Annotated in this window: 30 protein-coding genes; all 30 read left to right on the top strand. The window is 30.6% G+C overall.

The genetic code is table 11. The annotated features are described in order from the left end of the window. Positions 1 to 16 precede the first annotated feature (16 nt). The 30 genes from efp to ABDZ69_RS08425 all read left to right on the top strand — a co-directional run bounded on the left by efp (position 17) and on the right by ABDZ69_RS08425 (position 24,731). The gene (gene efp, locus ABDZ69_RS08570; protein ID WP_343768770.1) at positions 17 to 574 is read left to right on the top strand and encodes an elongation factor P; all 558 of its coding nucleotides are present in this window, start codon (positions 17 to 19) and stop codon (positions 572 to 574) included. A gap of 83 nt (positions 575 to 657) precedes the next feature. Continuing rightward, positions 658 to 1,065, top strand: coding sequence for a CD1247 N-terminal domain-containing protein (locus ABDZ69_RS08565; protein WP_343768768.1), 408 nt, complete (start codon positions 658 to 660; stop codon positions 1,063 to 1,065). Positions 1,066 to 1,175: 110 nt separating this feature from the next. After that, positions 1,176 to 2,093, top strand: coding sequence for a stage III sporulation protein AA (gene spoIIIAA, locus ABDZ69_RS08560; RefSeq protein ID WP_343768765.1), 918 nt, complete (start codon positions 1,176 to 1,178; stop codon positions 2,091 to 2,093). A 1-nt stretch (position 2,094) separates the two neighbouring features. Next, the gene (gene spoIIIAB, locus ABDZ69_RS08555) at positions 2,095 to 2,613 is read left to right on the top strand and encodes a stage III sporulation protein SpoIIIAB (RefSeq protein ID WP_343768764.1); all 519 of its coding nucleotides are present in this window, start codon (positions 2,095 to 2,097) and stop codon (positions 2,611 to 2,613) included. A 12-nt stretch (positions 2,614 to 2,625) separates the two neighbouring features. After that, a complete protein-coding gene (gene spoIIIAC, locus ABDZ69_RS08550; protein WP_343768762.1) occupies positions 2,626 to 2,823 on the top strand; it encodes a stage III sporulation protein AC in 198 nt (65 codons plus the stop codon). 9 nt (positions 2,824 to 2,832) lie between these two features. Then, entirely contained in the window at positions 2,833 to 3,210 is a 378-nt protein-coding gene (spoIIIAD, locus tag ABDZ69_RS08545; RefSeq protein WP_343768761.1) for a stage III sporulation protein AD, read from the top strand. A gap of 9 nt (positions 3,211 to 3,219) precedes the next feature. Further along, the gene (spoIIIAE, locus tag ABDZ69_RS08540; RefSeq protein WP_343768759.1) at positions 3,220 to 4,383 is read left to right on the top strand and encodes a stage III sporulation protein AE; all 1,164 of its coding nucleotides are present in this window, start codon (positions 3,220 to 3,222) and stop codon (positions 4,381 to 4,383) included. Positions 4,384 to 4,387: 4 nt separating this feature from the next. After that, positions 4,388 to 4,963, top strand: coding sequence for a stage III sporulation protein AF (gene spoIIIAF / locus ABDZ69_RS08535; RefSeq protein WP_343768758.1), 576 nt, complete (start codon positions 4,388 to 4,390; stop codon positions 4,961 to 4,963). Positions 4,964 to 4,976: 13 nt separating this feature from the next. After that, on the top strand, positions 4,977 to 5,597 hold the full coding sequence (gene spoIIIAG, locus ABDZ69_RS08530; RefSeq protein WP_343768756.1) for a stage III sporulation protein AG: 621 nt from the start codon (positions 4,977 to 4,979) through the stop codon (positions 5,595 to 5,597). Between the two features lie 59 nt (positions 5,598 to 5,656). Next, the gene (locus tag ABDZ69_RS08525; RefSeq protein ID WP_343768754.1) at positions 5,657 to 6,157 is read left to right on the top strand and encodes a SpoIIIAH-like family protein; all 501 of its coding nucleotides are present in this window, start codon (positions 5,657 to 5,659) and stop codon (positions 6,155 to 6,157) included. Positions 6,158 to 6,245: 88 nt separating this feature from the next. Continuing rightward, complete coding sequence (locus ABDZ69_RS08520) at positions 6,246 to 6,638, top strand: Asp23/Gls24 family envelope stress response protein (RefSeq protein ID WP_343768753.1); 393 nt, start codon at positions 6,246 to 6,248, stop codon at positions 6,636 to 6,638. A gap of 84 nt (positions 6,639 to 6,722) precedes the next feature. Then, complete coding sequence (nusB, locus tag ABDZ69_RS08515; protein WP_343768752.1) at positions 6,723 to 7,205, top strand: transcription antitermination factor NusB; 483 nt, start codon at positions 6,723 to 6,725, stop codon at positions 7,203 to 7,205. Between the two features lie 4 nt (positions 7,206 to 7,209). Continuing rightward, positions 7,210 to 8,055, top strand: coding sequence for a tetrahydrofolate dehydrogenase/cyclohydrolase catalytic domain-containing protein (locus ABDZ69_RS08510; RefSeq protein ID WP_343768750.1), 846 nt, complete (start codon positions 7,210 to 7,212; stop codon positions 8,053 to 8,055). Beyond that, entirely contained in the window at positions 8,045 to 9,241 is a 1,197-nt protein-coding gene (xseA, locus tag ABDZ69_RS08505) for an exodeoxyribonuclease VII large subunit (protein ID WP_343768747.1), read from the top strand. The genes ABDZ69_RS08510 and xseA overlap by 11 nt, the downstream gene beginning before the upstream one ends. A 26-nt stretch (positions 9,242 to 9,267) precedes the next feature. Next, complete coding sequence (locus ABDZ69_RS08500) at positions 9,268 to 9,489, top strand: exodeoxyribonuclease VII small subunit (protein WP_343768745.1); 222 nt, start codon at positions 9,268 to 9,270, stop codon at positions 9,487 to 9,489. Between the two features lies 1 nt (position 9,490). Next, entirely contained in the window at positions 9,491 to 10,360 is an 870-nt protein-coding gene (locus ABDZ69_RS08495; RefSeq protein WP_343768744.1) for a polyprenyl synthetase family protein, read from the top strand. A 725-nt stretch (positions 10,361 to 11,085) separates the two neighbouring features. After that, positions 11,086 to 11,673 carry a hypothetical protein gene (locus tag ABDZ69_RS08490; protein ID WP_425544631.1) on the top strand — a complete coding sequence of 196 codons (588 nt, stop codon included), beginning with the start codon at positions 11,086 to 11,088 and terminating at the stop codon, positions 11,671 to 11,673. Positions 11,674 to 11,675: 2 nt separating this feature from the next. After that, positions 11,676 to 13,535, top strand: coding sequence for a 1-deoxy-D-xylulose-5-phosphate synthase (gene dxs / locus ABDZ69_RS08485; RefSeq protein WP_343768743.1), 1,860 nt, complete (start codon positions 11,676 to 11,678; stop codon positions 13,533 to 13,535). Positions 13,536 to 13,550: 15 nt separating this feature from the next. Next, positions 13,551 to 14,363 (top strand): TlyA family RNA methyltransferase, encoded by an 813-nt coding sequence (locus ABDZ69_RS08480; RefSeq protein ID WP_343768740.1) that lies wholly within the window; start codon positions 13,551 to 13,553, stop codon positions 14,361 to 14,363. A gap of 9 nt (positions 14,364 to 14,372) precedes the next feature. Beyond that, positions 14,373 to 15,197 (top strand): NAD(+)/NADH kinase, encoded by an 825-nt coding sequence (locus tag ABDZ69_RS08475; protein ID WP_343768737.1) that lies wholly within the window; start codon positions 14,373 to 14,375, stop codon positions 15,195 to 15,197. Between the two features lie 24 nt (positions 15,198 to 15,221). Continuing rightward, positions 15,222 to 15,674, top strand: coding sequence for an arginine repressor (locus ABDZ69_RS08470; RefSeq protein ID WP_343768734.1), 453 nt, complete (start codon positions 15,222 to 15,224; stop codon positions 15,672 to 15,674). 11 nt (positions 15,675 to 15,685) lie between these two features. Then, positions 15,686 to 17,377, top strand: a complete 1,692-nt coding sequence (recN, locus tag ABDZ69_RS08465) for a DNA repair protein RecN (protein ID WP_343768732.1) — start codon at positions 15,686 to 15,688, stop codon at positions 17,375 to 17,377. 175 nt (positions 17,378 to 17,552) lie between these two features. After that, positions 17,553 to 18,767 (top strand): SpoIVB peptidase, encoded by a 1,215-nt coding sequence (gene spoIVB / locus ABDZ69_RS08460; protein ID WP_343768730.1) that lies wholly within the window; start codon positions 17,553 to 17,555, stop codon positions 18,765 to 18,767. A 142-nt stretch (positions 18,768 to 18,909) separates the two neighbouring features. Beyond that, positions 18,910 to 19,722 (top strand): sporulation transcription factor Spo0A, encoded by an 813-nt coding sequence (gene spo0A / locus ABDZ69_RS08455; protein WP_343768728.1) that lies wholly within the window; start codon positions 18,910 to 18,912, stop codon positions 19,720 to 19,722. Between the two features lie 130 nt (positions 19,723 to 19,852). After that, positions 19,853 to 20,842 (top strand): tyrosine-type recombinase/integrase, encoded by a 990-nt coding sequence (locus ABDZ69_RS08450; RefSeq protein WP_343768725.1) that lies wholly within the window; start codon positions 19,853 to 19,855, stop codon positions 20,840 to 20,842. Between the two features lie 18 nt (positions 20,843 to 20,860). Further along, positions 20,861 to 21,049 carry a hypothetical protein gene (locus tag ABDZ69_RS08445; protein WP_343768723.1) on the top strand — a complete coding sequence of 63 codons (189 nt, stop codon included), beginning with the start codon at positions 20,861 to 20,863 and terminating at the stop codon, positions 21,047 to 21,049. Positions 21,050 to 21,806: 757 nt separating this feature from the next. Next, entirely contained in the window at positions 21,807 to 22,010 is a 204-nt protein-coding gene (locus ABDZ69_RS08440; protein WP_343768721.1) for a hypothetical protein, read from the top strand. Positions 22,011 to 23,002: 992 nt separating this feature from the next. Then, entirely contained in the window at positions 23,003 to 23,194 is a 192-nt protein-coding gene (locus tag ABDZ69_RS08435) for a hypothetical protein (RefSeq protein WP_343768719.1), read from the top strand. A 100-nt stretch (positions 23,195 to 23,294) separates the two neighbouring features. Continuing rightward, complete coding sequence (locus tag ABDZ69_RS08430) at positions 23,295 to 23,798, top strand: hypothetical protein (RefSeq protein ID WP_343768717.1); 504 nt, start codon at positions 23,295 to 23,297, stop codon at positions 23,796 to 23,798. Positions 23,799 to 23,888: 90 nt separating this feature from the next. Beyond that, positions 23,889 to 24,731, top strand: coding sequence for a hypothetical protein (locus ABDZ69_RS08425; RefSeq protein WP_343768715.1), 843 nt, complete (start codon positions 23,889 to 23,891; stop codon positions 24,729 to 24,731). Positions 24,732 to 24,768 lie beyond the last annotated feature (37 nt).

Raw genomic sequence — 24,768 nt, 5'->3', positions numbered from 1 at the left:
GGAGGGATTCTTTGATATGATATCAGCAGGAGATTTAAGAAAAGGAACTACATTTGAATTAGATGGACAAGTTTATACAGTGGTAGATTTTTTACACGTTAAACCAGGAAAAGGAGCTGCTTTCGTTAGAGCGAAAATGAAGAATGTTATTTCTGGTGGAAGTACTGAAACAACTTTTAACCCAACTCAAAAGCTTCAAGAAGCTGTAATTGAAAGAAAAGAAATGCAATATTTATATTCTGATGGTCAGTTATATTATTTTATGGACCAAGAAACTTTTGAACAAATTCCATTAAATTTTGAACAAGTTGAAGATGCAATAAAATTCCTTAAGGAAAATATGTTTGCAGTAATTAAATTCTTTAAGGGAGAAGCTTTCTCAGTAGAAGCACCAAACTTTGTTGAATTACAAATTACTCATACTGAGCCTGGAGCTAGAGGAAATACTACTTCTAACGTTTTAAAACCAGCTACAGTTGAAACAGGAGCAATTGTATCAGTTCCACTATTCGTAAACGAAGGAGACGTTATTAGAATAGATACTAGAACTGGTGAATATATGGAAAGAGTTTAGTCAATAATATAATTAACGTATTTTGGTAACGGCATACATGAAAGTATGTCGTTATTAATTATAATAAAAAGGAGTGAATATGAATGAGTTCAATTAGTTCAAAAGTATCATATTTAAATGGTTTAGTTGATGGACTAGGATTAGAGGAAGGAAGTAAAGAAGGAAGAATAATTAAAGAAATAGTAGTTATTCTACAGAGCATCAGTGAAGAAATCGATGAAATTAAAGATGCTCAAAAGGATATGCAAGAATACATAGATGTATTAGATGAGGACTTAACAAATATAGAAGATGAATTATATGATGAAGATGATAGTTATGAAGATATAGAAGATTTTATTGATATGACTTGTGATAGTTGCGGTGAAACTATATATGTTGATTCAAACATACTTGAAAATAGACATAACATAGCTTGCCCTAATTGTCATAAAGAAATTGAATTTAAGTCAAGTTGTTGCTCTGACTGCGATGACGATTGTGATTGTTAATTTTTCATTGTAAAAAGGAATCCAAAATAGGATTCCTTTTTATTTTTTTGTTTTCTGTGGAATATTTTTGGCAAAACTAAAATACCTTTTAATAAGAAAGGAGGATAAAAATGATAAACACTAAAGATATTAATAATATGTTACCGGAAGGTATTAGAAATTTATTAAATTTTGAAAAAATGAGATCTCTTCAAGAAATAAGAATAAAAGCTGGGAAGAAAACTATTTTACAAATTGGAGAAGGGGAGGTAATAACAAATTATATTGCTACCTTAGAGGATATAAAAACAATACTTCAAAGAATTAGTAATTATTCTATATACGCTTATGACGACGAGATAAGACAAGGTTATATTACTATAAAAGGTGGACATAGAATTGGTATATGTGGAACTTGTGTTATAGAAAAAAATAATGTAAAGACCATAAAAGAGATAGCTTCTCTAAATATAAGAATATGTACCCAAATAATAGGGTGCTCCGATAGAATAATGAATTTCATATTTGAAGAAAAGGAAGTATTAAATACTATAATAATATCACCTCCAAGATGTGGTAAAACAACTCTTTTAAGAGATATAGGAAGAAATATATCAGATGGATTTAAAGGCTTAAATTTTTCAGGAAAGAAAGTTTGCATAATAGATGAGAGAAGTGAAATTGCTTCTTGTTATAATGGTATACCCCAACTTGAGGTAGGACTTAGGACGGATGTCTTAGACAGTTGTCCTAAAAGTGAAGGTATAATGATGGGAATAAGGAGCATGTCACCCGAAGTCATTATTTGCGATGAAATAGGTACAGCTTTAGATATGGAAAGTATCATTAAGGCTTCAAATTCGGGGGTTTCCATAGTTACCACTATACATGGATATGGAATAGAGGATTTGTATGCTAGGGAAGTGTTTAAAAACATAGTGGAGAACAATATATTTCATAGAGCTATTGTACTAAATAATAAAAAAGGTGTAGGAACAGTGCATTATGTATATGACTTTAAAGATAAAGCCTATATCTATAGGGGGTAATATGTTAAAAATAATTGGAAGTTTAATGGTAGTAGTGTCAACTACATGGATTGGTTTTTTCTATAGTAGCAATTTGAATAAAAGAAATAATCAGTTAAAGGAATTTCAAAGATGCATTTATCAATTGCAAAATGAAATAATATACACTTATACTCCTTTACCAGAAGTTTTCTTAAGTATAAGTAAAAAGAGTAAGGTACCCATGGACAAGTTCTTTAATGAACTCTCTCGTATACTTTATTCAAATGAAGTTGATAGCGTTTATGAGGGAATTAAAAAAGCTTATGAGGGAATGGAAGATATATTAAATTTTAACAAAGAGGATTTAAATTTAATATACAATCTAGGCAAAGGACTAGGAGAGACTGATATAGAAGGGCAAAAAAAGGTGGTTGCTCTTACTTTAGATAATTTGAAAAGTCAATTGATAGAGGCAGAAACGCTTGTGAAAAAAAACGTTAAAATGTACAGGTTCTTAGGTTTTACCATAGGAATGATGGTAGTAATCATATTCATTTAAAGGGGGATATAAATGTTAGATGTAAATTTAATTTTCAAAATTGCAGGTGTAAGTATTCTAGTTATTTTTTTAGATAAAATGTTTAAAACTAGTGGTTATGAGAATTACGCAGTAATAACAAATTTAGCAGGGCTTTTGATAATACTTATGATGGTAATAAACTTAATTAATAAACTATTTAATGCTGTTAGAACTATGTTTCAGCTATAGGAGGATGAAATGGAGATAGTAAAGATAGTAGCCTTTGCCTTTACTGCTTTATTTATTGTTTTAACTATACAAAAACAAGAGTTAGCAATGCAAGTAAGCTTATGTGCGGGCATAATTATTTTTCTTTTTATGATAAACAAAATAACAGCCATTATGAGTTTACTTCAACAACTATCTTTGAAAGCAAATATAGATTTTGTTTATTTGACTACTGTATTTAAAATTTTGGGGATATCCTATTTAGCTTCCTTTTGTAGTGAAATTTGCAGAGATGCAGGGCAGTCAAGTATTGCATCAAAGGTAGAGTTTGCAGGTAAAATACTAATTTTGGTGTTGGCAATACCAATTTTAATGGCTGTATTACAATCAATTTTAAGAATAATGTAGGGGAGAGATATGAAGATATATTTTAAAAAGTATTCAATTATTATTCTTCTTTTGACTATATTCCTATTAACGACAGGCTATAGTGTACAAGCATCTACAGTGGATAATAGGAATAGCACCGAGGTAGAACAGCTATATGATTACATAACAAATATGAAAAATGAACATGAACTTTTAAAGGACATGGACATTAAATCCTTTGTAAGCAGCTATATGAAGAAGGGAGATGGAGAATTTTCTGCAGGCAAATTAATACAAGCCATAAGCGCATTTATCTTAAGAGAGACCTTAGCTTCTTTAAAGCTCATGTCAACTTTAATAATAATATCTATTGTATGTGCCTTGATTACTAATTTAGAAAAGGCTTTTAGCAATGAACGCCTAACTAATATAGCCTATTTTGCTTGCTATGCTCTGCTAATTATAATAATGGCTAGAAGCTTTTATATAGGAGTTCAAATAGCTAGGGAAACAGTTCAAAGAATGTCAGATTTTATGCTTGCTTTAATACCTGTTCTTTTAATGTTATTAGTTGGAATAGGTGGAATTGCTGAAGCCACAGTTATGGATCCAGTAGTAATTGCTGCTGTAAATATAGGAGCAAGAATATTTTCAAATATATTAATTCCGTTAATATCAGCCACTTTTGTACTACAATTTGTAAATAATATGACAGAGGAATTTAAAATAGAAAAGTTAACTAAACTATTAAATCAAGTAGCCTTATGGGGGCAAGGCATACTCATGACTATATTTATAGGAGTGATGACAGTTAGAGGTATATCATCAAAGACTTTAGATCAGGTAGTAGCTAAAACTGCCAAATATGCTGTAGACAATTTTGTGCCTATAGTAGGAAAGTGTTTATCCGATGCAGTATCCACTGTGGCAGGATACTCTTTATTGCTAAAAAATGCACTAAGCAGCGTAGGATTAATTATTTTAATACTTATAGTAATTTTGCCTGTAATAAAAATAGCTTTAACAGCTTTCATTTATAAAATTACAGCGGCTTTGATTGAACCTATTGCTGAAAAAAGACTAGTAAATAGTATAACTTCTGCAGGAAATTCACTTATACTTATTACTTCTTGTCTTATTTCAGTGTCAGTAATGTTTTTTATAATGGTTTCCATAATTGCAACAGCAGGCAAATTAGCCATAGGAGGTTAGGTAAATGATAGATTTACTTAAAGAATGGATAATAAACATAGCCTCATTAGTTCTTTTTATTACAGCGGTAGAAATGCTCTTGCCAGATAATAGCTTGAAAAAATACTCAAAATTTGTATTAGGATTAATATTAATGACTGTGCTAATTAATCCAATAATAAAAATATTTAATAGAAATTTTAACATTAGCGTATATAGCCAAAATATTTCAAGGTCAATTTATGATGAGGATACAGCAAAGTCCATAGAAAAATATAAAGAGGAAAGTTTAAAAAACACAATAAATAATTTTGAAAATAATTTAACACAAATCATAGGGGAAAAGTTAAAGGAAGAATTTAACTTATCAAATAATAAATTAGAAGTAAAAGCAGAATATGTTACTCAAGAGAGTAAATTTGAGATTAAATACATAAAAGTTGGTATTAATAGTGGTAAAGTTCAAAAAGTTGAAAAGGTAAAAGTAAATATAGGGGAAAAAAATATTGAGGAAAAGGATAAACTTCATGATGACATTAAATCTTATTTATCAAAGGAGCTTAAGGTTCAAGAAAAAATAATAACTATTTACAAGTTATAATGGGAGGTACATTATGGATTTTAAAAAATTTTTAGAGAAATTAAAGAGTGGAGAGAGTAAGCCTATTTTTAGTAAAAATGTTATGAATCTGATAATAGTGTTTTTAATGGGTGTTTTAATACTGCTTACTGCAAATTTATTTAAGAGTACAACTTCTAGTGTAAAAGGTACTTTGGTTAAAAATGAAAATAAGAATGATTCAGGAATAGAACAAGTGATAGATGAACCAAATAGTGACCAGGCTGAGAGAGAAGTTAAGAATGAATTGAAAAATATACTTCAGCAAACTGAAGGGGTAGGAAGAGTTGAGGTAATGATATATTTTTCTAGTGGTGAAGAACATGTTCCAGCAGTGAATATGAATGATTCAACCAATACCACAGAGGAAGTAGATAATGAAGGAGGAAGAAGAAATACCACTCAAAAAAATAGTGGAACTACTATAGTTATGACTTCGGAGGGAGATAAGACAGAGCCTCTTATAGTAAAAAAGAATAAAGCAAAGGTTACTGGAGTGCTTATAGTCGCCGAAGGAGCTGAGGATAAAGTAACAGAGTATAGAATAAGAAAAGCAGTTACAAATTTATTTAATATAGGTGAAAACAAAGTGAATGTTTATCCTATGAAAAAGTAGTATATATTTTAAATTTTAAGCATATAATTTTGTAGAAAGATAGATGGGGGGAATAATGTATGAATAAAAAACAAGCGGCAATCATTTTAACACTTTTGGCACTAATAGTGTCTATGGGGTTGCTAGCTACGAGACTCAATAATCCACTATATGTTCAGGGTACAGGAGAAAAGAGTGCAATATCATTAAAGGGTAACGAAAAGACTTCATCAAACTCCAATTATTTTGTTGAAGCTAAAATGGCTAGGGACAACAGAAATGCACAAGCGCTACAGGGGTTAAAGACTATAATGGAAGATAAGAACATATCACAACAGCAAAGAGATAAAACTGCAGAGCAATATGTTGCTTTAACAATGGCAACAACACATGAAAACAAAGTTGAGCTTAACCTACAGGCTAAAGGATATGAAGACGTAGTTTGTTTAGCTAATGAGGATAAGGTTACAGTAACTGTAAAAGTTAAGGAGAAGCTTACTGATAAGCAAACTAAGGAAATACAAAGTGTAGTTATGAGCGAGACCAAGATTAAAAATGTAGAAATTCAAGAAATGCAATAATAATTGTAAAAGATAGAGCAATTTGATATAATATACCTTAAGATTAATCTTTTGCTAGTATAAAAGAAGAAACTAGGGGGTAGAGAGCATGGAAGAATCTATTAAGAAAGAAATGGATTTAGGAATAGTTAGAATATCAGATGAAGTTGTTGGAGTTATAGCAGGATTAGCTACAACGGAGGTAAAGGGAATAGTTGGAATGAGTGCTGGCCCTGTAGGTGGTATAACGCAAATTTTAACAGGTAAAAAGAACTTATCTAAAGGGGTAAAGGTTACAGTTGGAGAAAATAGCGCTACAATAGATTTACATATAGTTGTAGACTATGGTGTTAAAATTCCAGAGGTAGCTGTAAAGGTTCAAGAGAATGTTAAAAAAGCAGTAGAGTCAATGACAGGACTAATAGTTTCAGCAATAAACATACATGTACAAAATGTTTTAATTCAAAGAAATGAAGAAACAAGTACTGTAGAAAATGCATAAGAAATCACCCTCTGTTATCAGAGGGTGTTTCCATATTTAGAATAAGTAGTATAATTAAATTGAATTAATGTTTGGAGGAAAAATATGAATAGGAAAAAAACAAGAGATTTAGGAATGAGATTACTATTTGAAATGATGATTAAAAAAGAAAATTATTTAGAAGTTCTTACAAACTTGAAAGAAGTTACTAAGAAAGACGAATTTGTAAGTGATTTAATAGACGCAGATGAAAAGAGCAAAGAAAAAGATCCTGAAAATTGGGACTTGGAGGAAATAGACATACAATATTTAACAAGAACCTTAAAGGGAATAGAAGAAAATGAGAAAGAGTTGGATAAAACAATAGAAAAACACTTAAAGAAATGGAAGCTTGATAGACTAGCAAAGGTAGATTTGGCAATATTAAGGCTAAGTACTTATGAAATATTATTTGATGAAGACATTCCAGTTAATGTTTCTATAAATGAAGGAGTGGAGCTTGCTAAAAAATATTCAGAAGATAAGTCACCAGCTTTTATCAATGCAGTTTTAGATAATATTTCTAAAGAAAAAAATAAGGGGTGTTAATTTAATGGGAGTTCCAATAGACGGGAAAATTGTCGCAGCAAAATATAAAGAAGAATTGAAGCTTTTTATCAAAGATAGAGCCCTAAGAGGTTTAAATTCCCCGTGTATAGCAAGTATATTGATTGGTGAAGATAAAGGATCTATATTTTACATGAATAATCAAAACAAGCTTTGTAGCGAAATTGGAGTAGAATATAAGAAGATAATCCTACCTAAGGAAACTTCAGAACAGGTTGTTTTAAATACTATTGAAGATTTAAATAATGATGAAAATATTCATGGCATTATTATCCAATTGCCAATACCAGAGGGATTAGATGAAGAGGTTATAGTAAATAAAATTAGTCATTTAAAAGATGTGGATGGCCTAACAGATATTAATTGTGGAAAGTTTTATAAAGGAGAAAAGTGCTTTATTCCATGTACATCTCAAGGGATTATTGAGTTAATTAAAAGTACTGGCATAAAGATTAAGGGAAAAAACGCAGTAGTCCTTGGAAGAAGTATAATTGTGGGAAAATCCGTGGCCCAATTACTATTAAATGAGGATGCAACAGTAACGGTTTGTCACTCAAAAACAATGGACGTAAAGAGTATATGCCAAGATGCAGATATAATTGTAGCTGCCATAGGAAGTCCTAATTTTGTCAAGGAAGATTTTATAAAAGAAGGTGCTGTAGTAATAGATGTAGGATTTACTGTAGTAGATGGTAAAATGGCAGGGGATGTAGATTATGAAAATGTAATTCATAAAGCTAGTTATATCACTCCCGTACCAGGGGGAGTAGGTGCGATGACATCTATTATGCTTATAAAGAATACATGTGAGGGATTAGGTAATGAATATTAAAACTTTATCTGTTTCTGATGTGAATAATTATATAAAAAGAGTAATTGATAATGATTTTATATTAAATAACATTTTAGTTAGTGGAGAGATTTCAAATTTTAAACTGCACTCTTCGGGTCATGCTTATTTTTCATTAAAAGATTCTGGAAGCAAAATAAATTGTGTTATGTTTAAAAGTTATGCTCAAAATTTAAAATTTATGCCACAAGATGGAATGAAGGTTGTAGTAAAGGGAAAGGTTTCTCTTTATGTAAAGGAAGGCTCTTATCAACTTTATTGCGAAGAGATGAAAAGAGATGGAGTCGGAGAGTTATATATTGCCTTTGAAAAGTTGAAGGATACTTTAGAAAAAGAAGGATTATTTGATATAAAAAATAAAAAATCAATTCCAGAGTATGCAAATAATATTGGAGTTATAACTTCTCCAACAGGAGCTGCAATAAGAGATATAATAAATGTTACAAGAAGAAGAAATAATAAAGTGAATTTAATTATATACCCCTCAGCAGTTCAAGGATTAGGAGCCAGCAAAGAGGTCATAAAGGGCATAGAATTTTTAAATCGTAGAGGAGATATAGAAGTTATAATATTAGCTCGTGGGGGAGGGTCTATAGAGGAATTATGGTCCTTTAATGATGAAGAATTAGCAAGAGCAATTTATAAATCTAAGATACCAATAATTACAGGAATAGGTCATCAAACTGATTTTACCATAGCTGACTTTGTTAGTGACAGGAGGGCCCCAACTCCTTCGGCAGCGGCCGAAGTGGCTGTTTTCAATTTAAATGAATTTAATAATATATTAGAAAATCATAAAAAGAGAATGAATTTATTAATAATGAATGTGATAAAAGAAAAACATAATAAAGTAAATTTACTAAAAAGAACTATAGATTATAATAGCCCTGAAAAAATTGTAGTAAATGAGTACCAAAAAATAGATAGAATTAAGGATAACCTTAATAAGAGCATGGATTTAAATATTGAGAAGAAAAAAGAGGTTCTCCGAAGAATGAATGAATTATTAAATGCCCATAATCCTCTAAGAGTTTTAAACAAAGGTTATTCAATAATTGAAGATGAAAATAATAAAATAATCTCTGATATTAATGCTATAGATGATAAAAATAATGTTACAATTATTATGAAAAATGGAAGAAAGAAATTTAAAATTAGTAAAATATAATATTAAAATAAAAAGGATGATATTTAATGGCTAAGAAAATTGAAAGCTACGAAAATATTTTAAAAAAATTAGAAACTATAGTGGAGACTATGGATAAAGAGGAATTAGCTTTAGAGGCTTCTATGAAAAACTACGAAGAGGGAATTGCCTTATGCAATAAACTATATAAGATTTTAAATGAAGCTGAGGGTAAAATTAAGATATTAACGGAAAATATTGAAAGAGACTTCCAAGTGGAGGAGATATAAAATGGAGATAGAAAAACTAAAGAAGGAAATAGATCTTTGGCTAGTGAATTATTTTAAAGATAAAAAAGGTTTTAATGAAATTATCTATAAATCAATGCTATACAGTCTAGAAGTAGGTGGTAAAAGAATAAGACCTATACTTACTCTTTTAGCTTACTCTCTTTATAAGGAGAATTATAAGGAAGTATTGCCCTGCGCCTGTGCCATAGAAATGATACATACTTACTCACTTATTCATGATGATTTACCTTCTATGGATAACGATTCATTAAGAAGGGGGAAGCCTACGAACCATATGGTTTTTGGAGAAGCTCTAGCGCTTCTAGCAGGAGATGCATTATTGAATGAAGCTTTTAACATAATGATCCATGAAGCATTATCTAAGGGAGAAACATGGATTAAAGCAGCTGATATAATAGGAAAAGCTTCAGGGGCTAATGGAATGATAGGTGGTCAAGTGGTGGATATAATGTCTACTAATAAGGTAGCTAGCGAAGAAGAAATTTTCTATATGCATAGTAAAAAAACTGGAGAGCTAATAAAAGGGGCAATACTATCTGGGGCAGTACTAGGGGGAGCAGAAGAAAGAGATTTAGATATTTTGAGAGAATTTGGAGAAAAATTAGGCTTGGCTTTTCAAATTAAAGATGATATTTTAGATATAGTTGGAGATACAACTACCCTAGGAAAAACAGTTAACAAAGATAGTGATCAAAATAAATCTACATTTATTAAATTATATGGCTTAGAAAAGTGTAAAGATTTAAGTAATAAATTGACTAATGAATGTTTGGAATTATTAAATAGCATAAAAAGAAATACTGATGATTTAAAGAGTTTAACTTTGTTCTTATTAAAAAGAGAACATTAAGCCATTGACTTAAACTCGAATATGATGTAAAATGTCTTATTGTTAATTGTATTTAATTTGAAAATATCGAAATTAATATATATAAAATTGTATATAAGGGAAAATGTGGTGCAGTATTCTAGTCAGGAAAGTATCCTCTGAAGGCGGGGCTAAAAATCCGTCAAAGGGCATATCGATGAAGTTCCTTGTGCTGGCTTATGACGCCCAGTCATGGGCTGGTGCTGGGAGTAAGGGAGATGGGGCGGCCGCAATGGCATGCGACAACTGACCCTACTGCCGTGGAGACCATTCTTTGTGTATTAGGTTAGTCGCCTAATACACGAAATTGGATTAAACCTGCATCGTGGTATAAAAGCTATGTGCAGTGTAGCCTGCCTTGAGTAGTGTGGGGAGAGGTAAGATCACCTGAGAACTTTGGCCAAAGGTTCGAGGGCTTTGTTTACTGAAACCCATATTGCAAAAGAGGCTAGGTGGATATCTAACTGTCGAGGAAATCTCCTAGACTGTTCCAAGGTGAAATATCTTGAGGATTGCAGTGCGGACTAAGTGGCAATCCAGTCCTGTTGTTGGTGACAAAGCAGATAGGATATTAAAGGGAAACCGTCAAAATGGCGACGTTTTGATTATTCTATGGGAAATCCTACTGGACCTAAGCCGCAAGTTTTACTTAATATATTACCACTTTTTCCCTAAATGTTATTTAGTTATTTTAAGGAGGAAGAATTTTGGATATATATCCGAAAAGAGAAAATATTAAAGAATCAAAAAATGGAAACAAGCTATCTTCCAATAGAAATAATAAATGGGTTTTGATAATAGTTTTTTGGACAATATTAATATCAGGAAGTGTAAATCTTCTTTCCGATGTGCTACTAAGAAATGTTAACATATTAGTAGCTTTTATTATATTAATTTTTATTATCTTTATTGGAATAATCTTTGATATAATAGGAGTAGCTGTAACTGCAGCTGAAGAAAAACCCTTTCATGCTAAAGCTGCAAAAAAAATACCAGGTGCTAAAATAGCAGTAAAATTAATTAGAAATGCTGATAAGGTATCTAACTTTTGTAACGATGTTGTAGGTGACGTTTGTGGTATAGTGAGCGGTTCAGTGGGGGTGCTTATATTAGGTAAAGTGACCCATATGTTTCCAAGGCTTAACGTTACTATTACCACTGCACTGATAGGAGCACTAATCGCTGCTGCCACCATTGGAGGAAAAGCATTAGGCAAAAGCTTTGCAATGAATGAGTCTGAGAGAATAATAGACAAGGTATCAAGAATAGTATATATAATAAAGAAGGATAGATGAACATGAGAAAAATACTAGATGAGTTTAAAAATATAAGTGAAGTCAAAAAAATGTCCATTGAAGAGTTAGATTTACTATCTCAGGAAATAAGGGAGTTTTTGATTGAAAATGTTTCTAAAACAGGGGGACATTTGTCGTCAAATTTGGGAGTAGTAGAATTAACTATAAGTCTTTATAATGTTTTTGACTTTAACAAAGATAAGCTAATTTGGGACGTAGGACATCAAAGCTATGTTCATAAAATGCTTACTGGTAGAAAGAATCAGTTTGGAACATTAAGGCAATATGGAGGGTTAAGCGGCTTTCCAAAGAGGAGCGAGAGTCCTTATGACCATTTTGAAACAGGGCATAGCAGCACTTCAATTTCAGCAGCAATTGGTATGGCAAGGGCTAGAGATTTAAAAAATGAAAATTTTGAAGTGGTTTCAGTAATTGGCGATGGAGCCCTTACTGGAGGTATGGCTCTTGAAGCTTTAAATGATATTGGGTATAGAAAAACAAAAATGATAATAATATTGAATGATAATCAAATGTCTATAGATAAAAATGTTGGCGGTATCTCTAGATATCTAGGCAAGATAAGAGTTGAACCTAGCTATAATAAGTTAAAGAGTGATGTAGAAGCTGTCTTGAATAAAATACCAAATATTGGTAAAGGTATGGCTAAAACCTTAGAAAGAGTTAAGAATGGAATTAAGCAAATGGTAGTGCCAGGAATGCTTTTTGAAAATATGGGTATAAAGTATTTTGGGCCTATCGATGGTCATAATATTAAAGAATTAAGCAGAACCTTAAAAAAGGCAAGAGAAATTGATGAACCAGTAATAATACATGTAATAACTAAAAAAGGTAAAGGCTATAGCTTTGCAGAATGTAATCCAGGAAAGTTTCATGGAGTTGGTCCCTTTGATTGCAGAAATGGTGAAATGAATAGTGGCAAGACTATGAGTTATTCAAAAGCCTTTGGGAATGCAATGGTAAAGTTGGGTGGCGAAGATAACAGCTTGGTTGCAATAACTGCGGCTATGGGCGAAAGTATCGGGCTTCAAGAATTTGGAGAAAAATATAAAAATAGAATATTCGATGTTGGAATTGCAGAGCAACATGCAGTAACTTTGGCAGCAGGCATGGCTTCTCAAGGATTAAAGCCTGTTTTTGCTGTGTATTCTACTTTTTTGCAAAGGGCTTATGATCAAATTCTTCATGATGTGTGTATTCAAAAATTACCTGTCATATTAGCTATAGATAGAGCAGGTTTAGTTGGCGCTGACGGAGAAACTCATCAAGGAGTATTTGATTTGTCATATTTATGCCAAATGCCTAATATGACTGTTATGGCGCCTAAAAAGATAGAGGAAATTGAACCTATGCTAAGATGGGCAATGAAAGAAAAATCTCCCGTAGCTATAAGATATCCTCGTGGTGGGGATAATAATATTGAACTAGAACCTTTAAAGGAATTTAAAAAAGGTAAATGGGAAGTAATAGTAGATGGGGAAGATATTGTTGTAATAGCTGTGGGAAGAATGATATATGAAGCTATGATTGCTAGAGAAAAACTTTTAAAATCCGGTATTAAAATAGGAATTATCAATGGAAACTTTGTAAAACCTATAGATGAGGAATTGTTAAAAGATTTATGTTATAAAGGAAAGAAGATAATTACAATTGAAGATAATATTTTAAACGGAGGATTTGGGTCTAGTGTATTAAATTATGTAAACAAACTTAACAAGGGAAATAAAATTATAAACTTAGGCTTTAATGATACGTTTATTCCTCATGGTGCAGTAGATTTGTTGTTTAAAATTAATGGATTAGATGCAAATGGTATTATACAAAGTGTTATGAAAATGATGTAAGAAAAGGAGTAACTCATGTCAGATAAAAAAGATAGACTAGATATTATACTTTTAGATAAAGGTTTTTTTTCATCAAGAGAAAGAGCTAGGGCAAGTATTATGGCAGGAGAAATATTTGTTGACGGAATTAGAGTAGATAAATGTGGGGAAAAGGTAAAAGTAGATTCTAATATTGAATTTAGAGGGGAAGCCATGGCCTATGTAAGTCGTGGCGGGTATAAGTTAGAAAAAGCTATCAATAGCTTTGGAATAGAGCTTCAAGATAAAGTTTGTATGGATATAGGGGCATCAACAGGAGGCTTTACAGATTGTATGCTACAAAATGGTGCAAGAAAAGTATTTTCTATAGACGTAGGATATGGTCAATTGGCTTGGAAGTTAAGAGTGGACCCGAGAGTTGTATGTATGGAAAGAACAAATTTTAGATATGTAACTATTGATGATATTGGGGAAGAAGCAGATTTTGGTAGTATAGATGTGTCTTTTATATCCTTGGAAAAAGTAATTCCAGCAGCTTTAAATATATTGAAGTCTAGTGGAGAAATGGTGGCGCTCATAAAACCGCAATTTGAAGCAGGAAGAGAAAAGGTTGGCAAAAAAGGAGTAGTAAAAGAAAAAGAAACTCATGAGGAAGTAATATTGAAAATAGTGAATTTTATTTATAAATCAAATTTAAAAATAAAAGGCCTTCAATATTCCCCTATAAAGGGTCCAGAAGGTAATATTGAATATTTAATATATTTTACAAAAGATCAAAATTACATTGAGAACTTTTCCGTAGATAGTATAAAAGAAATAGTAGAACAATCACATGGAAAGCTAGATTAGAGGTAAGTTATGAAAAATATTGGCATTAACGTTAATACAAGCAAGGATGGTCAGGGTGAAATACTAAATAATCTAATAGAAATACTAAAGAGCAATAACGAATCTTTAAACATTAAAATATTTAAAGATTCTATTGGATTAGAGGATGAAAGTACTTCGGAATTAGAAGTTGTTATTGTACTAGGCGGAGATGGCACTATTTTAAAGGCATCTAAGTTTTTAGCGAAGCACAATGTTCCTATTTTGGGTATTAACATAGGAAATCTTGGTTTTTTAGCGGAGGCTGAAAGTACATACTTGAAAGAAGCAGTCGAGTCTTTACTAAAGGGCCACTTTGACATAGAAGAGAGAAAAATGATTCAATGCAGAATACCTAATAGAGAGGTTCCTTTTATTGCACTTAATGATATTGTTATAGCTAAAGATGTTGTAGGTAGAATAGTAAAATATAAGATAGGTGTAAATGAACATTATTATACTACGTTCGTTTCAGATGGAGTTATTATATCCACTCCTACTGGTTCTACAGCGTATTCTTTATCAGCAGGTGGGCCGATAATTTACCCAACGATGGATGTTATTTGTATTACTCCTATATGCAGTCATTCCCTTGGAATCAGAAGCATAGTTTTAGAAGGAGATAGTAAAGTAGATATAGAAATGGAAAAAAAGTTTGGTAGTGTACACTTAGCTATTGATGGTCAAGAAATTATTAATTTAGATGGTATTCATAGTATTGTTATAGAACCTTCACCTTATAAGTGTAAAATAATCAAATTAAGCTACCTTCAAAACGACTATTTTAGCTTATTAAGAAAAAAACTAAAGTTATAATTTATGGATAAGTAGGTGATATATTTGAAAGTAACTCGTCATGCTAAAATATTTGAACTAATTGCTACAAGAGATATTGAAACTCAGGAAGAATTAGCAGAAGAATTAAAGAAATCAGGTATGAATGTTACCCAGGCTACAGTTTCTAGAGATATAAAAGAATTAAAATTAATAAAGGTATTATCCTCAAGTGGAAACTATAAGTATGCTACTATAAATCAGGCTGAGAATAATATATCAAATAAATTAGTTAATATATTTACTCAGTCCGTTGTAAACGTAGAAAATGTTGATAATTTTGTAATTATAAAGACATTATCAGGTTCAGCATCAGCAGCTGCAGAAGCAATAGATTCATTGCGATTTGAAGGTATTGCAGGTACTATAGCTGGAGATAATACTATATTTGTTCTTGTAAGAACTCAAGAACAAGCAATTACTATAACCCAAAGAATGAAAAAAATGATTAAAGAATAGGGGGAAAAAAAGTGCTCCTTCAGTTAAATATTAAAAATTTTGCATTAATTGAAGACTTAAGCATTTCTTTTGATGATGGTTTCAATGTATTAACCGGTGAAACGGGAGCCGGTAAATCTATTTTAATTGATGCTATAAATTATGTTTTGGGTGGTAAATTTAATAAGGATTTAATAAGGACTGGAACAGACAAAACCTTTGTGGAAGCCATATTTACTCTTAGTAATGAAAAAACAAAAGAGGAGCTTATAAAACAAGGAATTGAATATGAAGATTGGATAATTATAAGTAGAGAAACTTTTCAATCAGGAAAAAGTATTATAAAAGTAAATGGGAGAACAATTTTAATATCCAATGTAAAATTAATTACTGAAACTTTGCTTGATATACATGGTCAGCATGAAAATCAGAATTTGCTTAATTCCACAAATCATATTAATTATTTAGATGGTTTTGGAGAAGAAGAACTGGAACCTTTGTTAAATAAATATAGAAATTTATATAATGAACTTAGAGAAATAGAAAATAAAATTCATGAACTTTCTGGTAGGGATGGAGAAAGAGAAAAACTAATAGATTTTCTTAAATATCAAATAGAAGAAATAGATAATGCAAAATTAAGGATTGGAGAAGAGGAAGAATTAGAGGAAAGATTTAATATTTTATCTAACTCTGAAAAGATAAATAAAACATTAAATTACTCCTACGAAGCCTTATATAATGGAGTAGGAGAAAATGAGTCTATTCTTAAAGCTTTAAATTTTATCATAAGAGATTTAAAAACTATTCAAATGCATATGGAAAAAATTAAGGAGATTTCTGAGTCACTTCAGGAGGCTTATTACACTATTGAAGAAAAAATACATATTATAAGAGACATAAAAGAATCTATTTATTATGATGAAGATGAATTAAATTCCATAAATAGTAGATTATATCAATTTAATGTTCTAAAGAAGAAATATGGAAAAAACATAAAAGAAATATTGGAGTATAGAAATAAAATTTTTGCTCAATATGAAGAATTAGAAAATAGTGGACAAATAATAGAAGATTTAAATAAAAAGAAAAATAAGATTATAGAAGAATTAAAGATTTATGGAGAAGACATACATAAAATCAGAAAAGAAAGAGCTATTATACTAGAACAAAAAGTTAAGAGCGAATTGAATTTTGTAGGGCTTGAAAAGAGTACTTTTAAAGTATCTGTAGAACTTAAAGAACAGCTAGGTGAAAAAGGTATGGATTTAGTGCAATTTTTAATTTCTACAAACCCAGGAGAACCTGTAAAACCTTTAGAGAAAGTTGTTTCTGGAGGAGAGTTATCTAGAATTATGCTAGCATTAAAAGCTATATTTGTAGGAAAAGATGCAATACCAACGGTAATTTTTGATGAGATTGATACTGGTATAAGTGGAAGAATTGCTCAAAGTGTTGGAGAAAAGATGTATTCTATTTCTTATAAACATCAGGTATTTTGTGTAACTCACTTACCTCAAATAGCGTGTATGTCTGATAATCATTATTTAGTATGTAAGGAAATTAAAGAGGACAAAACCTTTACTCAAATTATTAAGTTATCTCAAGAAGAAAAGAGAAATGAAATAGCTAAAATGATTGGAGGAAGCGATGTTACAGAACTAACTTTAAAAAATGCAGAGGAAATGGTAAGATTAGCTGATTTTAAAAAAATAAAGAAATAATTTTTATTAAAAAGGTTACAATACTTAATATTATTGTGACCTTTTTTTGTTTTTTGTTAAATAAAAAAAGAGTTAAAAGGAAACATATTCCATTAATGCATTGAACTTATAGCATAATAAAAGCTTTAAAAGGGCAACTTAATTGTGAACATTAAAAAAGACAGGAGGTACTCACATGAAAAAAAAGGTAAAATTTAAATTTATAAATAATATAGCTTTATCCGTCCTGTTATTGTCTTCAGTTGCATATTATAAAGCTTTTAAAATACCTGGAACTATGTTTATAAGAGAAGGAGAAGTATTAAAATCTAGCAGTATTATAAAATTAATAGAAGACAAAAGTGTAAAAGCATCTCAAGGTTTTGATAAGAAAGATAGAAATATAGATGTAAGTATATTAGGCCTATTAAAAATTAAATCAATATCATTAAAATCTGTACCTAAGGAATTATCCGTTTATCCAGGAGGTCAGCCAGTAGGAGTAAAGTTAAATACAAAAGGAGTATTAGTTGTAGCTTTATCTGATTTAGAAGGCTCTAACGGTAAGATAAATAGTCCTGCAGCGGTGGCGGGAATAGAAATTGGAGATAGTATTATAAAAATTAATGAAGAGCCTATAATAAATTCCGAAAAAGCTAGTTCACTTATAAGTAGCTGTGAAGGAAAAGAAATAAATGTAACTATAGATAGAAAAGGAACAATAATTAATAAAAAGATAATTCCTGTAAAAACTAAAGATGGAAGTTTTAAAATGGGATTATGGATTAGGGATTCAACAGCAGGAGTAGGAACTTTAACTTTTTATGATGATAAAACGGGAATATTTGCAGCATTAGGTCATCCAATAACAGATGTAGATACAGGAACTATGTTAAGTATAAACTCTGGTGAAATAGTTAGTTCATCTATAATATCTGTAAGGAAAGGAGTAAAGGGAACTCCTGGAGAATTAAAAGGAATATTCGTAGATGAAGATGTAACACTGGGAGAAATAAGAAAAAATACTGAATGTGGAATATTTGGAGTTAGTAATGTATCATTGAAAAATAAATATAATAAAAAAATGAAAGTAGCTTTAAGAGATGAAATTAAGGAAGGACCAGCACAAATACTAACAACAATTGACGAAAAGGAACCTAAAATGTATAATATAAATATAGAAAAATTATTACCACAAAACTCTATCGGTCCTAAAAGCATGATAATAAAAGTAACAGATAAAGAATTATTAGAGAAAACAGGTGGAATAGTTCAAGGAATGAGTGGTAGTCCTATAATTCAAGGAGACAAAATAATCGGAGCTGTAACTCATGTATTAATAAATAAACCTGATACGGGATATGGAATTTATATAGAATGGATGATTAAGGACTCGGATATTTTAAAATAAAAAATTAATAGATAGCATCAAGCTATCTATTATTTTTTATTTTTATAAATTTTTTCCATCTTTTAGAAGGATTTCTTTAATCTTTGTCGAATTATTTAATTGCTAAGATATGGGAATTAATTATGTGAAGGGGAGTAGAATAATGGAAGATTCAAAAATTACGGTAGTCATAGCAGATGATAACAAAGAGTTTTGCAATATTTTAAATGATTATTTACTTAATCAGAGAGATATTGTAGTTGTTGGAATTGCAAAAGATGGATTAGAAGCATTAAAACTAATTGAGGAGAAGAAGCCAGATTTGGTGGTATTAGATATTATAATGCCACATTTAGATGGATTAGGTGTTTTAGAAAGATTAAATGGCATGAATATTCACCCTATGCCTAGGATAATAGTTTTATCTGCAGTTGGTCAAGACAAAATAACTCAGAGAGCTATAGGTTTAGGAGCAGACTATTATGTTGTTAAACCTTTTGATATGGATGTATTCACTAAAAGAATAAGGCAAATGTTCAATAATACAATTTCAAGTGACGAAACAAAAAAAGCAGTTTCAATATCAGAACCATCAGTAGTTAGAGTTAATAGAAATGAACCTATAGACTTAGAAGCGGAAATTACTAATATTATACATGAAATTGGCGTACCAGCTCATATAAAGGGTTACATGTATCTAAGAGAAGCTATAACTATGGTAGTTAACGATATGGAGTTGTTATCCGCAGTAACTAAAGAATTATATCCATCTATAGCAAAGAAGTATAATACTACCGCAAGCCGTGTAGAAAGAGCTATTAGGCATGCTATAGAGGTAGCTTGGTCTAGAGGGCAAATAGATACTATAAATAGAATCTTTGGCTACACAATACATAATGGAAAAGGCAAGCCAACGAATTCAGAGTTTATCGCTATGGTGGCAGATAAATTAAGACTAAAAAATAGGGTAATGTAATCTAGTAAAATCAATGGTTTAGAGAGAATTGAAAATATACGCTTAAACCAACTAATATAAAATTAGACCAATAAACAATCTAAGACCTTCAATGTTTATAATAAATAAGCATTGGAGGTCTTTTTGCGTTATGAAAAAAAATAATAATATTCATTATGCTATTGATGATTTTATGATTTACTGCAAACAAAAAGATTTAAGAAAAAAAACAATATCATCTTATGAATCTACTTTAAGATTATTTGCTAGGTATACCGAAGATAACCATAATGTTAATGACATTAAAAGCATTACACAAGAGATTTGTAGGGACTATATATCTTATACAAAAGATAGGGGTAAATATACCTTTGTATTTGACCAAAATACTAAATATATTAATATGCCAGAAAATAGAGAAGATTATGGAAAGAAAGTATCCATTACAACTATTAACAACTATATAAGAAATTTAAAGGTATTTTTTAATTATTGTGTAGAGGAAAGGGTTATAAAAGCAAACCCTATGGATAAGATTAAGCAATTTAAAAACAATAGAAAGCCAAAAGGACAGGTTACAGATGAAGAGTTTAAAAGGCTATTGCAGAATATAGACACAACTAAATATAGTGAATTTAGAGATTATGTAGTAATTCAACTCATTATGGATACAGGTATGCGTATAGGTGAAACTCTTTCTTTAGAGGTAAATAATGTCGATTTAGATAGGAGAGCGATTTTAATACCTCAAGATATAACAAAAGGCAGAAAAGATAGATATGTGTTTTATTCTCAAACGATGTCAAAGTTACTAAGGAGATGGATACAGTACAAGGATAGATATGTTGAAAGTGATTTATTATTTTCCACCAAAAGAAACACTCGGTTAGAAGTAAATAATTTTGAAAAAAACTTTAAAAAATATTGCAATAGGATAGGGTTGAAGGATACTTCTGCTCATGGAATTAGGAACAATTATGCTAGACGGTTTTTAATGGCAGGTGGCTCGATTTACACCCTAAGTCGATTATTAGGTCATTCTAGCGTTACAGTAACAGAAAAGGCGTATTTAGACCTAAGTGATGAAGATATAAGAAAAAACTACCAACAATTTAGTCCATTGGAGAATATGAAAAGATAATTTAAGAGGGGGAGAAAAATGACTGCTAAGCAAGATAAGTTATTCAACTATTATTACAACTTAATGTCGGAAGAGTGGCGAGAAGGAATTTTAAACTATGAAGATTTCAAGATGAAAAATGTAAATTGCAGTATAAAAGTTAATTTTAAAAGTGGTATGTGGTTAAGAGTATATCAAAAGATGAATGGTGAAATTGAGTGGTATTAATTTTTAACATAGATAAGTAAGACGTGGCTTGTTTTCTACTGTATAGCACACTAGAGAGCGTTAAGAGGGCTTCACGTTGAGAAAAATAAGACTAGACCGAGCAAAATCCCCAGTAGTCATTGATATGACTAAGTTAGAACGTACTTTGTTGTTATTTTCCTTTTTATGAGTAGCAAAAGAAAAAAGGGTAGCGACAACTACCCATAAAACTGAATAAAGATTAACGAAAACCTTTATCCTCCATTTTGTAACCTTAGATAAATTATATTTCAAAAAAATGGATTTGTAAAGGCTTAGTTTCCTATTGCCTTTTTTAAGGAGTAGGTCAGTTGTTGAAGCATACAAACAACTTAAAATAAATTGTATAGGTGTTGTGAGCCAATGCAAGTAAATATACTCGGACTTAATACTATTTCTGTTATTGTAGGATAAGCCCGTCAACTGTAAGACCGTAAAACAGTATAAATAAGACGGCGGAGGTTTACTGGTGCGAAAGCATGGACTATTGCATTACCTACATTGTAGGGCTTATTAGGGCAGTATTTAATAAGTTATGTGCAATAACAATAACAGTGTATACCTAACCTTGTGATTAAAGGAAGGTGCGGGGCAGTGTAGAAATACATTATTTTTTTGTTTGTCCTTACTTCAAGGGACAAACTATGCCCATCTAGGAACAGGGCAGTATAACAGGAGTTAGTTAAAAGTAAAGTGTTTAGTTTGAAAGAAAACATTAAATAAAAGTTTAAATGGGTACTTGAAGAATTACATAAAAGAACTAAAAGGTGAGAGAAAAGAAAAGAGATATAAACAATGCGAGGAATGTGGTAAATTAATAGAGCAAGTCTCTAACAGAACAAAATACTGTGAGGAGTGTGCCAGAAAGATTTGGGAAGAGCAAAATAGAAAAAACAACAGAGAGAGGATGAGGAAAATACGTAGCAAAGATAAAAGTTTATAAATTAGAAAATCCACTCAAACCATTGACGTTACTGAATTTAGGACTGTTTTGATGTTATTTTCCTTTTTATGAGTAGTGAGAATGTGAGAAATTATTAAGATTAAAAATAAATTTAATCAAGTGAGTAACTATTACAATATATAGTTCTAAAATGCGTTTAAATGAGATTTAAGACATTATACATATCAATATTGAAATACATTAGTATGGTGTTTAAGATACTAAAATCGTGCAAATCATTGTCTATACAACCATAAGAAAGCAAGTTTTAAAACTACCCTGTGGGAGTGCTTTGGAGATGTAATTATTGAAAATTTAAAGAGTAATGCCAAAGATAGTTTATCTTGTGCATATTGTGGAGAGAGAATAGAGCGAGACAACAATGATAAAAACACTTCTCAAAAATATTGCAATAAATGTTGCCAATAAGGGATAATTTAAAAAAACGTGTACATAGCGTCAAACCTAGTGTTATCAAGGGACATAGCGTTTTTTAAAAAAATAACAAACCCCCAAACCATTGATAGCACTAGGTTCTTGAAAGTTAAATAAAATCCTTAATGCCCTCTAAGGGAGAGGTAATCTATATTTACAAAAATCTTAAAATAAGCATCTATAAATTAGATTTTTACTCTAGGATTTTTAATCCTAAAAGTCCAAAACTCTAAAAATCATAATTAGGGAATTTTTATTACTTTTGATGCAGGTTCAAGTCCTGTACTCCTCTAAAACAAGTAAAAAAGTAATGGACTACGGGAATTTATGCGTAGTAAAGCATTTCTATAATTTTAGAAGTGCTTTTTATTTTTGAAATTATCATAATTTATATAGAAATTCTTTTTTAAGTTCATAATTCCCCCAAATTAGAGTGTAGTTATTAAGTTAATTACACTCTTTTTAAAAGCAATTTTCGTTGGTGTAAATATATTACAAAGATAAAACAGATATAAAAATTAGTTTAATTAACATGAAAAATAAGGGAGGTAAACAAAGTGACTACAGGGGAGGTAAGAAAGTGTTTAATAGAGTTTTGTGAAAACACAGGAGTTAAATACACTTATATTGCAAATAGGATAGAAGTACATAAAAGCACACTATCTCATTTTATTATTAACGATAGAAAAGTGAGTAGAAACATAGTAGACAAAATAATCAATTACCTAAAAGAAAATAATGCTCTATAGCATTAAGATAAATTATTAAAATAACTAAAATATTCAATAGGGCTTTAATACTGGAACTCGTGCAGGGCTACTATTAAAGAACTTGAAAGGAAGGTTAAATATGTTTGAAGAATTAAATTTAACAGAGGAACAATTACAAGGGGTTCAAAAAGTGCTGCAATCTGAAACAGATAAAGTAAGAACAGATTATACTAAAAAAATAAAGTCTTTAGATGAAGAATTAACTACGCTAAGACCAAAGCCAAAAACAGAGGAAGAAAAAGCACTAGAGGAAAGATTAAAAGTCTTAGAGGATAAGGAAAAGGAAATTACAAAGAAGGAAATGGAATTTAAAATTACTGAAACTTTAGAAAGTAACGGTCTACCAAAGCAACTTGCAAAATATCTCAATATGCAAGGGGCAGAGGATTTAGGAAGTTATTTAGGAGAAGTGAAAGAAGTTTTGAACAATCACATTCTTAATGGCTCTTTTAAGCCTAAAGAACATAATAAAAACCCTAATGTAGGCATAACAAAAGAGCAATTTAGTAAAATGAGTTATGCTGAAAGGGCAGAGTTATATAATACTAATGCAGATTTATACAACAGGTTAACAAGTATGTAATGAAAGTGTAGTTGCTAAAAGGTAACTGCTCTTTTTTTATATAGATAAATAAACAATAAAATTGAAAAGATGAAAGGAAGTAGATTAATTATGGCAAACATTATAGTACCAGAAGTATTTAAAGGAATAGTAACTGCAAAGTTTAAGGAAAAGGTGAAGTTATTAAATCTAGCAGTAGATATGGGAGATGTTCCAGAGTTCTCTCAAGTAGGAGATACAATTCATTTTCCAAAGTTTAAAACTTTAGACATAACCAAAATGAAAGAAATGGTTAAAGGTGATATTTTAGACGTAACAGAATTAGAGCAGGAGGATTCAACTGCAACAATTAAACAAGTGGGTTTTGCATCTAGGGTTTACGATATAGTGGATTTAACTGCATTTGGAAATCATGTAGACGAAAATGGAGCACAACACAGTAAAATATTTGCTAGAAAGTTAGATACAGATTTAGCATCTGAAGCACAACAGACATTATTAAAAGTTGCAACAGTAGATGGAGTATCTGTAACAAACGTAGAATTATCCAATGCAATGGCAATGTTTGAAGATGAAATAGACACAGAGGAATTTGCAGGAATAGTAATTAACAGTAGAATAGTAAACTCTTTCTATTCAATGCCAGAGTTTGTAGACAAGGCTAAAACTTATGTAGCCGATGGAAGTGGAATAGTTGTAGGTGGCTTACTAGGATATTGGAGAGGTATTCCAGTTTATGTGGCTAATCATGGTACATATGATAACGTAAAAAATGAATGCATTACTTACATAATTAAAAAGGGTGCTTTAGGCTACAAGATGAAAAGAGATATAAATATTGAACTAGAAAGAATTGCAAAGGCTAAAGCAACAGATGTAGTAACTGATATGATTTATGCAGTTAAGTTACTTGCAGATGATGGATTAGTAGTTTTAAGAAAGACTATAGTTTAATAAAAAGTTGAGGGGTAGGGAGTTTTTCTCTATCCCT

This window comes from Clostridium malenominatum, from assembly GCF_039521365.1.
GTDB classification, from domain to species: Bacteria; Bacillota; Clostridia; order Clostridiales; family Clostridiaceae; genus Clostridium_AW; species Clostridium_AW malenominatum.
Note: the sequence above shows the minus strand (reverse complement) of the source record. Positions and strands in the feature narration are given on the sequence as shown.

What these genes read in the sequence shown, in the direction of transcription:
- efp (WP_343768770.1), top strand. Translation starts at nt 17, where the DNA reads ATGATATCAGCAGGAGATTTAAGAAAAGGAACTACATTTGAATTAGAT.
- ABDZ69_RS08565 (WP_343768768.1), top strand. Translation starts at nt 658, where the DNA reads ATGAGTTCAATTAGTTCAAAAGTATCATATTTAAATGGTTTAGTTGAT.
- spoIIIAA (WP_343768765.1), top strand. Translation starts at nt 1,176, where the DNA reads ATGATAAACACTAAAGATATTAATAATATGTTACCGGAAGGTATTAGA.
- spoIIIAB (WP_343768764.1), top strand. Translation starts at nt 2,095, where the DNA reads ATGTTAAAAATAATTGGAAGTTTAATGGTAGTAGTGTCAACTACATGG.
- spoIIIAC (WP_343768762.1), top strand. Translation starts at nt 2,626, where the DNA reads ATGTTAGATGTAAATTTAATTTTCAAAATTGCAGGTGTAAGTATTCTA.
- spoIIIAD (WP_343768761.1), top strand. Translation starts at nt 2,833, where the DNA reads ATGGAGATAGTAAAGATAGTAGCCTTTGCCTTTACTGCTTTATTTATT.
- spoIIIAE (WP_343768759.1), top strand. Translation starts at nt 3,220, where the DNA reads ATGAAGATATATTTTAAAAAGTATTCAATTATTATTCTTCTTTTGACT.
- spoIIIAF (WP_343768758.1), top strand. Translation starts at nt 4,388, where the DNA reads ATGATAGATTTACTTAAAGAATGGATAATAAACATAGCCTCATTAGTT.
- spoIIIAG (WP_343768756.1), top strand. Translation starts at nt 4,977, where the DNA reads ATGGATTTTAAAAAATTTTTAGAGAAATTAAAGAGTGGAGAGAGTAAG.
- ABDZ69_RS08525 (WP_343768754.1), top strand. Translation starts at nt 5,657, where the DNA reads ATGAATAAAAAACAAGCGGCAATCATTTTAACACTTTTGGCACTAATA.
- ABDZ69_RS08520 (WP_343768753.1), top strand. Translation starts at nt 6,246, where the DNA reads ATGGAAGAATCTATTAAGAAAGAAATGGATTTAGGAATAGTTAGAATA.
- nusB (WP_343768752.1), top strand. Translation starts at nt 6,723, where the DNA reads ATGAATAGGAAAAAAACAAGAGATTTAGGAATGAGATTACTATTTGAA.
- ABDZ69_RS08510 (WP_343768750.1), top strand. Translation starts at nt 7,210, where the DNA reads ATGGGAGTTCCAATAGACGGGAAAATTGTCGCAGCAAAATATAAAGAA.
- xseA (WP_343768747.1), top strand. Translation starts at nt 8,045, where the DNA reads ATGAATATTAAAACTTTATCTGTTTCTGATGTGAATAATTATATAAAA.
- ABDZ69_RS08500 (WP_343768745.1), top strand. Translation starts at nt 9,268, where the DNA reads ATGGCTAAGAAAATTGAAAGCTACGAAAATATTTTAAAAAAATTAGAA.
- ABDZ69_RS08495 (WP_343768744.1), top strand. Translation starts at nt 9,491, where the DNA reads ATGGAGATAGAAAAACTAAAGAAGGAAATAGATCTTTGGCTAGTGAAT.
- dxs (WP_343768743.1), top strand. Translation starts at nt 11,676, where the DNA reads ATGAGAAAAATACTAGATGAGTTTAAAAATATAAGTGAAGTCAAAAAA.
- ABDZ69_RS08480 (WP_343768740.1), top strand. Translation starts at nt 13,551, where the DNA reads ATGTCAGATAAAAAAGATAGACTAGATATTATACTTTTAGATAAAGGT.
- ABDZ69_RS08475 (WP_343768737.1), top strand. Translation starts at nt 14,373, where the DNA reads ATGAAAAATATTGGCATTAACGTTAATACAAGCAAGGATGGTCAGGGT.
- spoIVB (WP_343768730.1), top strand. Translation starts at nt 17,553, where the DNA reads ATGAAAAAAAAGGTAAAATTTAAATTTATAAATAATATAGCTTTATCC.
- spo0A (WP_343768728.1), top strand. Translation starts at nt 18,910, where the DNA reads ATGGAAGATTCAAAAATTACGGTAGTCATAGCAGATGATAACAAAGAG.
- ABDZ69_RS08450 (WP_343768725.1), top strand. Translation starts at nt 19,853, where the DNA reads ATGAAAAAAAATAATAATATTCATTATGCTATTGATGATTTTATGATT.
- ABDZ69_RS08445 (WP_343768723.1), top strand. Translation starts at nt 20,861, where the DNA reads ATGACTGCTAAGCAAGATAAGTTATTCAACTATTATTACAACTTAATG.
- ABDZ69_RS08430 (WP_343768717.1), top strand. Translation starts at nt 23,295, where the DNA reads ATGTTTGAAGAATTAAATTTAACAGAGGAACAATTACAAGGGGTTCAA.
- ABDZ69_RS08425 (WP_343768715.1), top strand. Translation starts at nt 23,889, where the DNA reads ATGGCAAACATTATAGTACCAGAAGTATTTAAAGGAATAGTAACTGCA.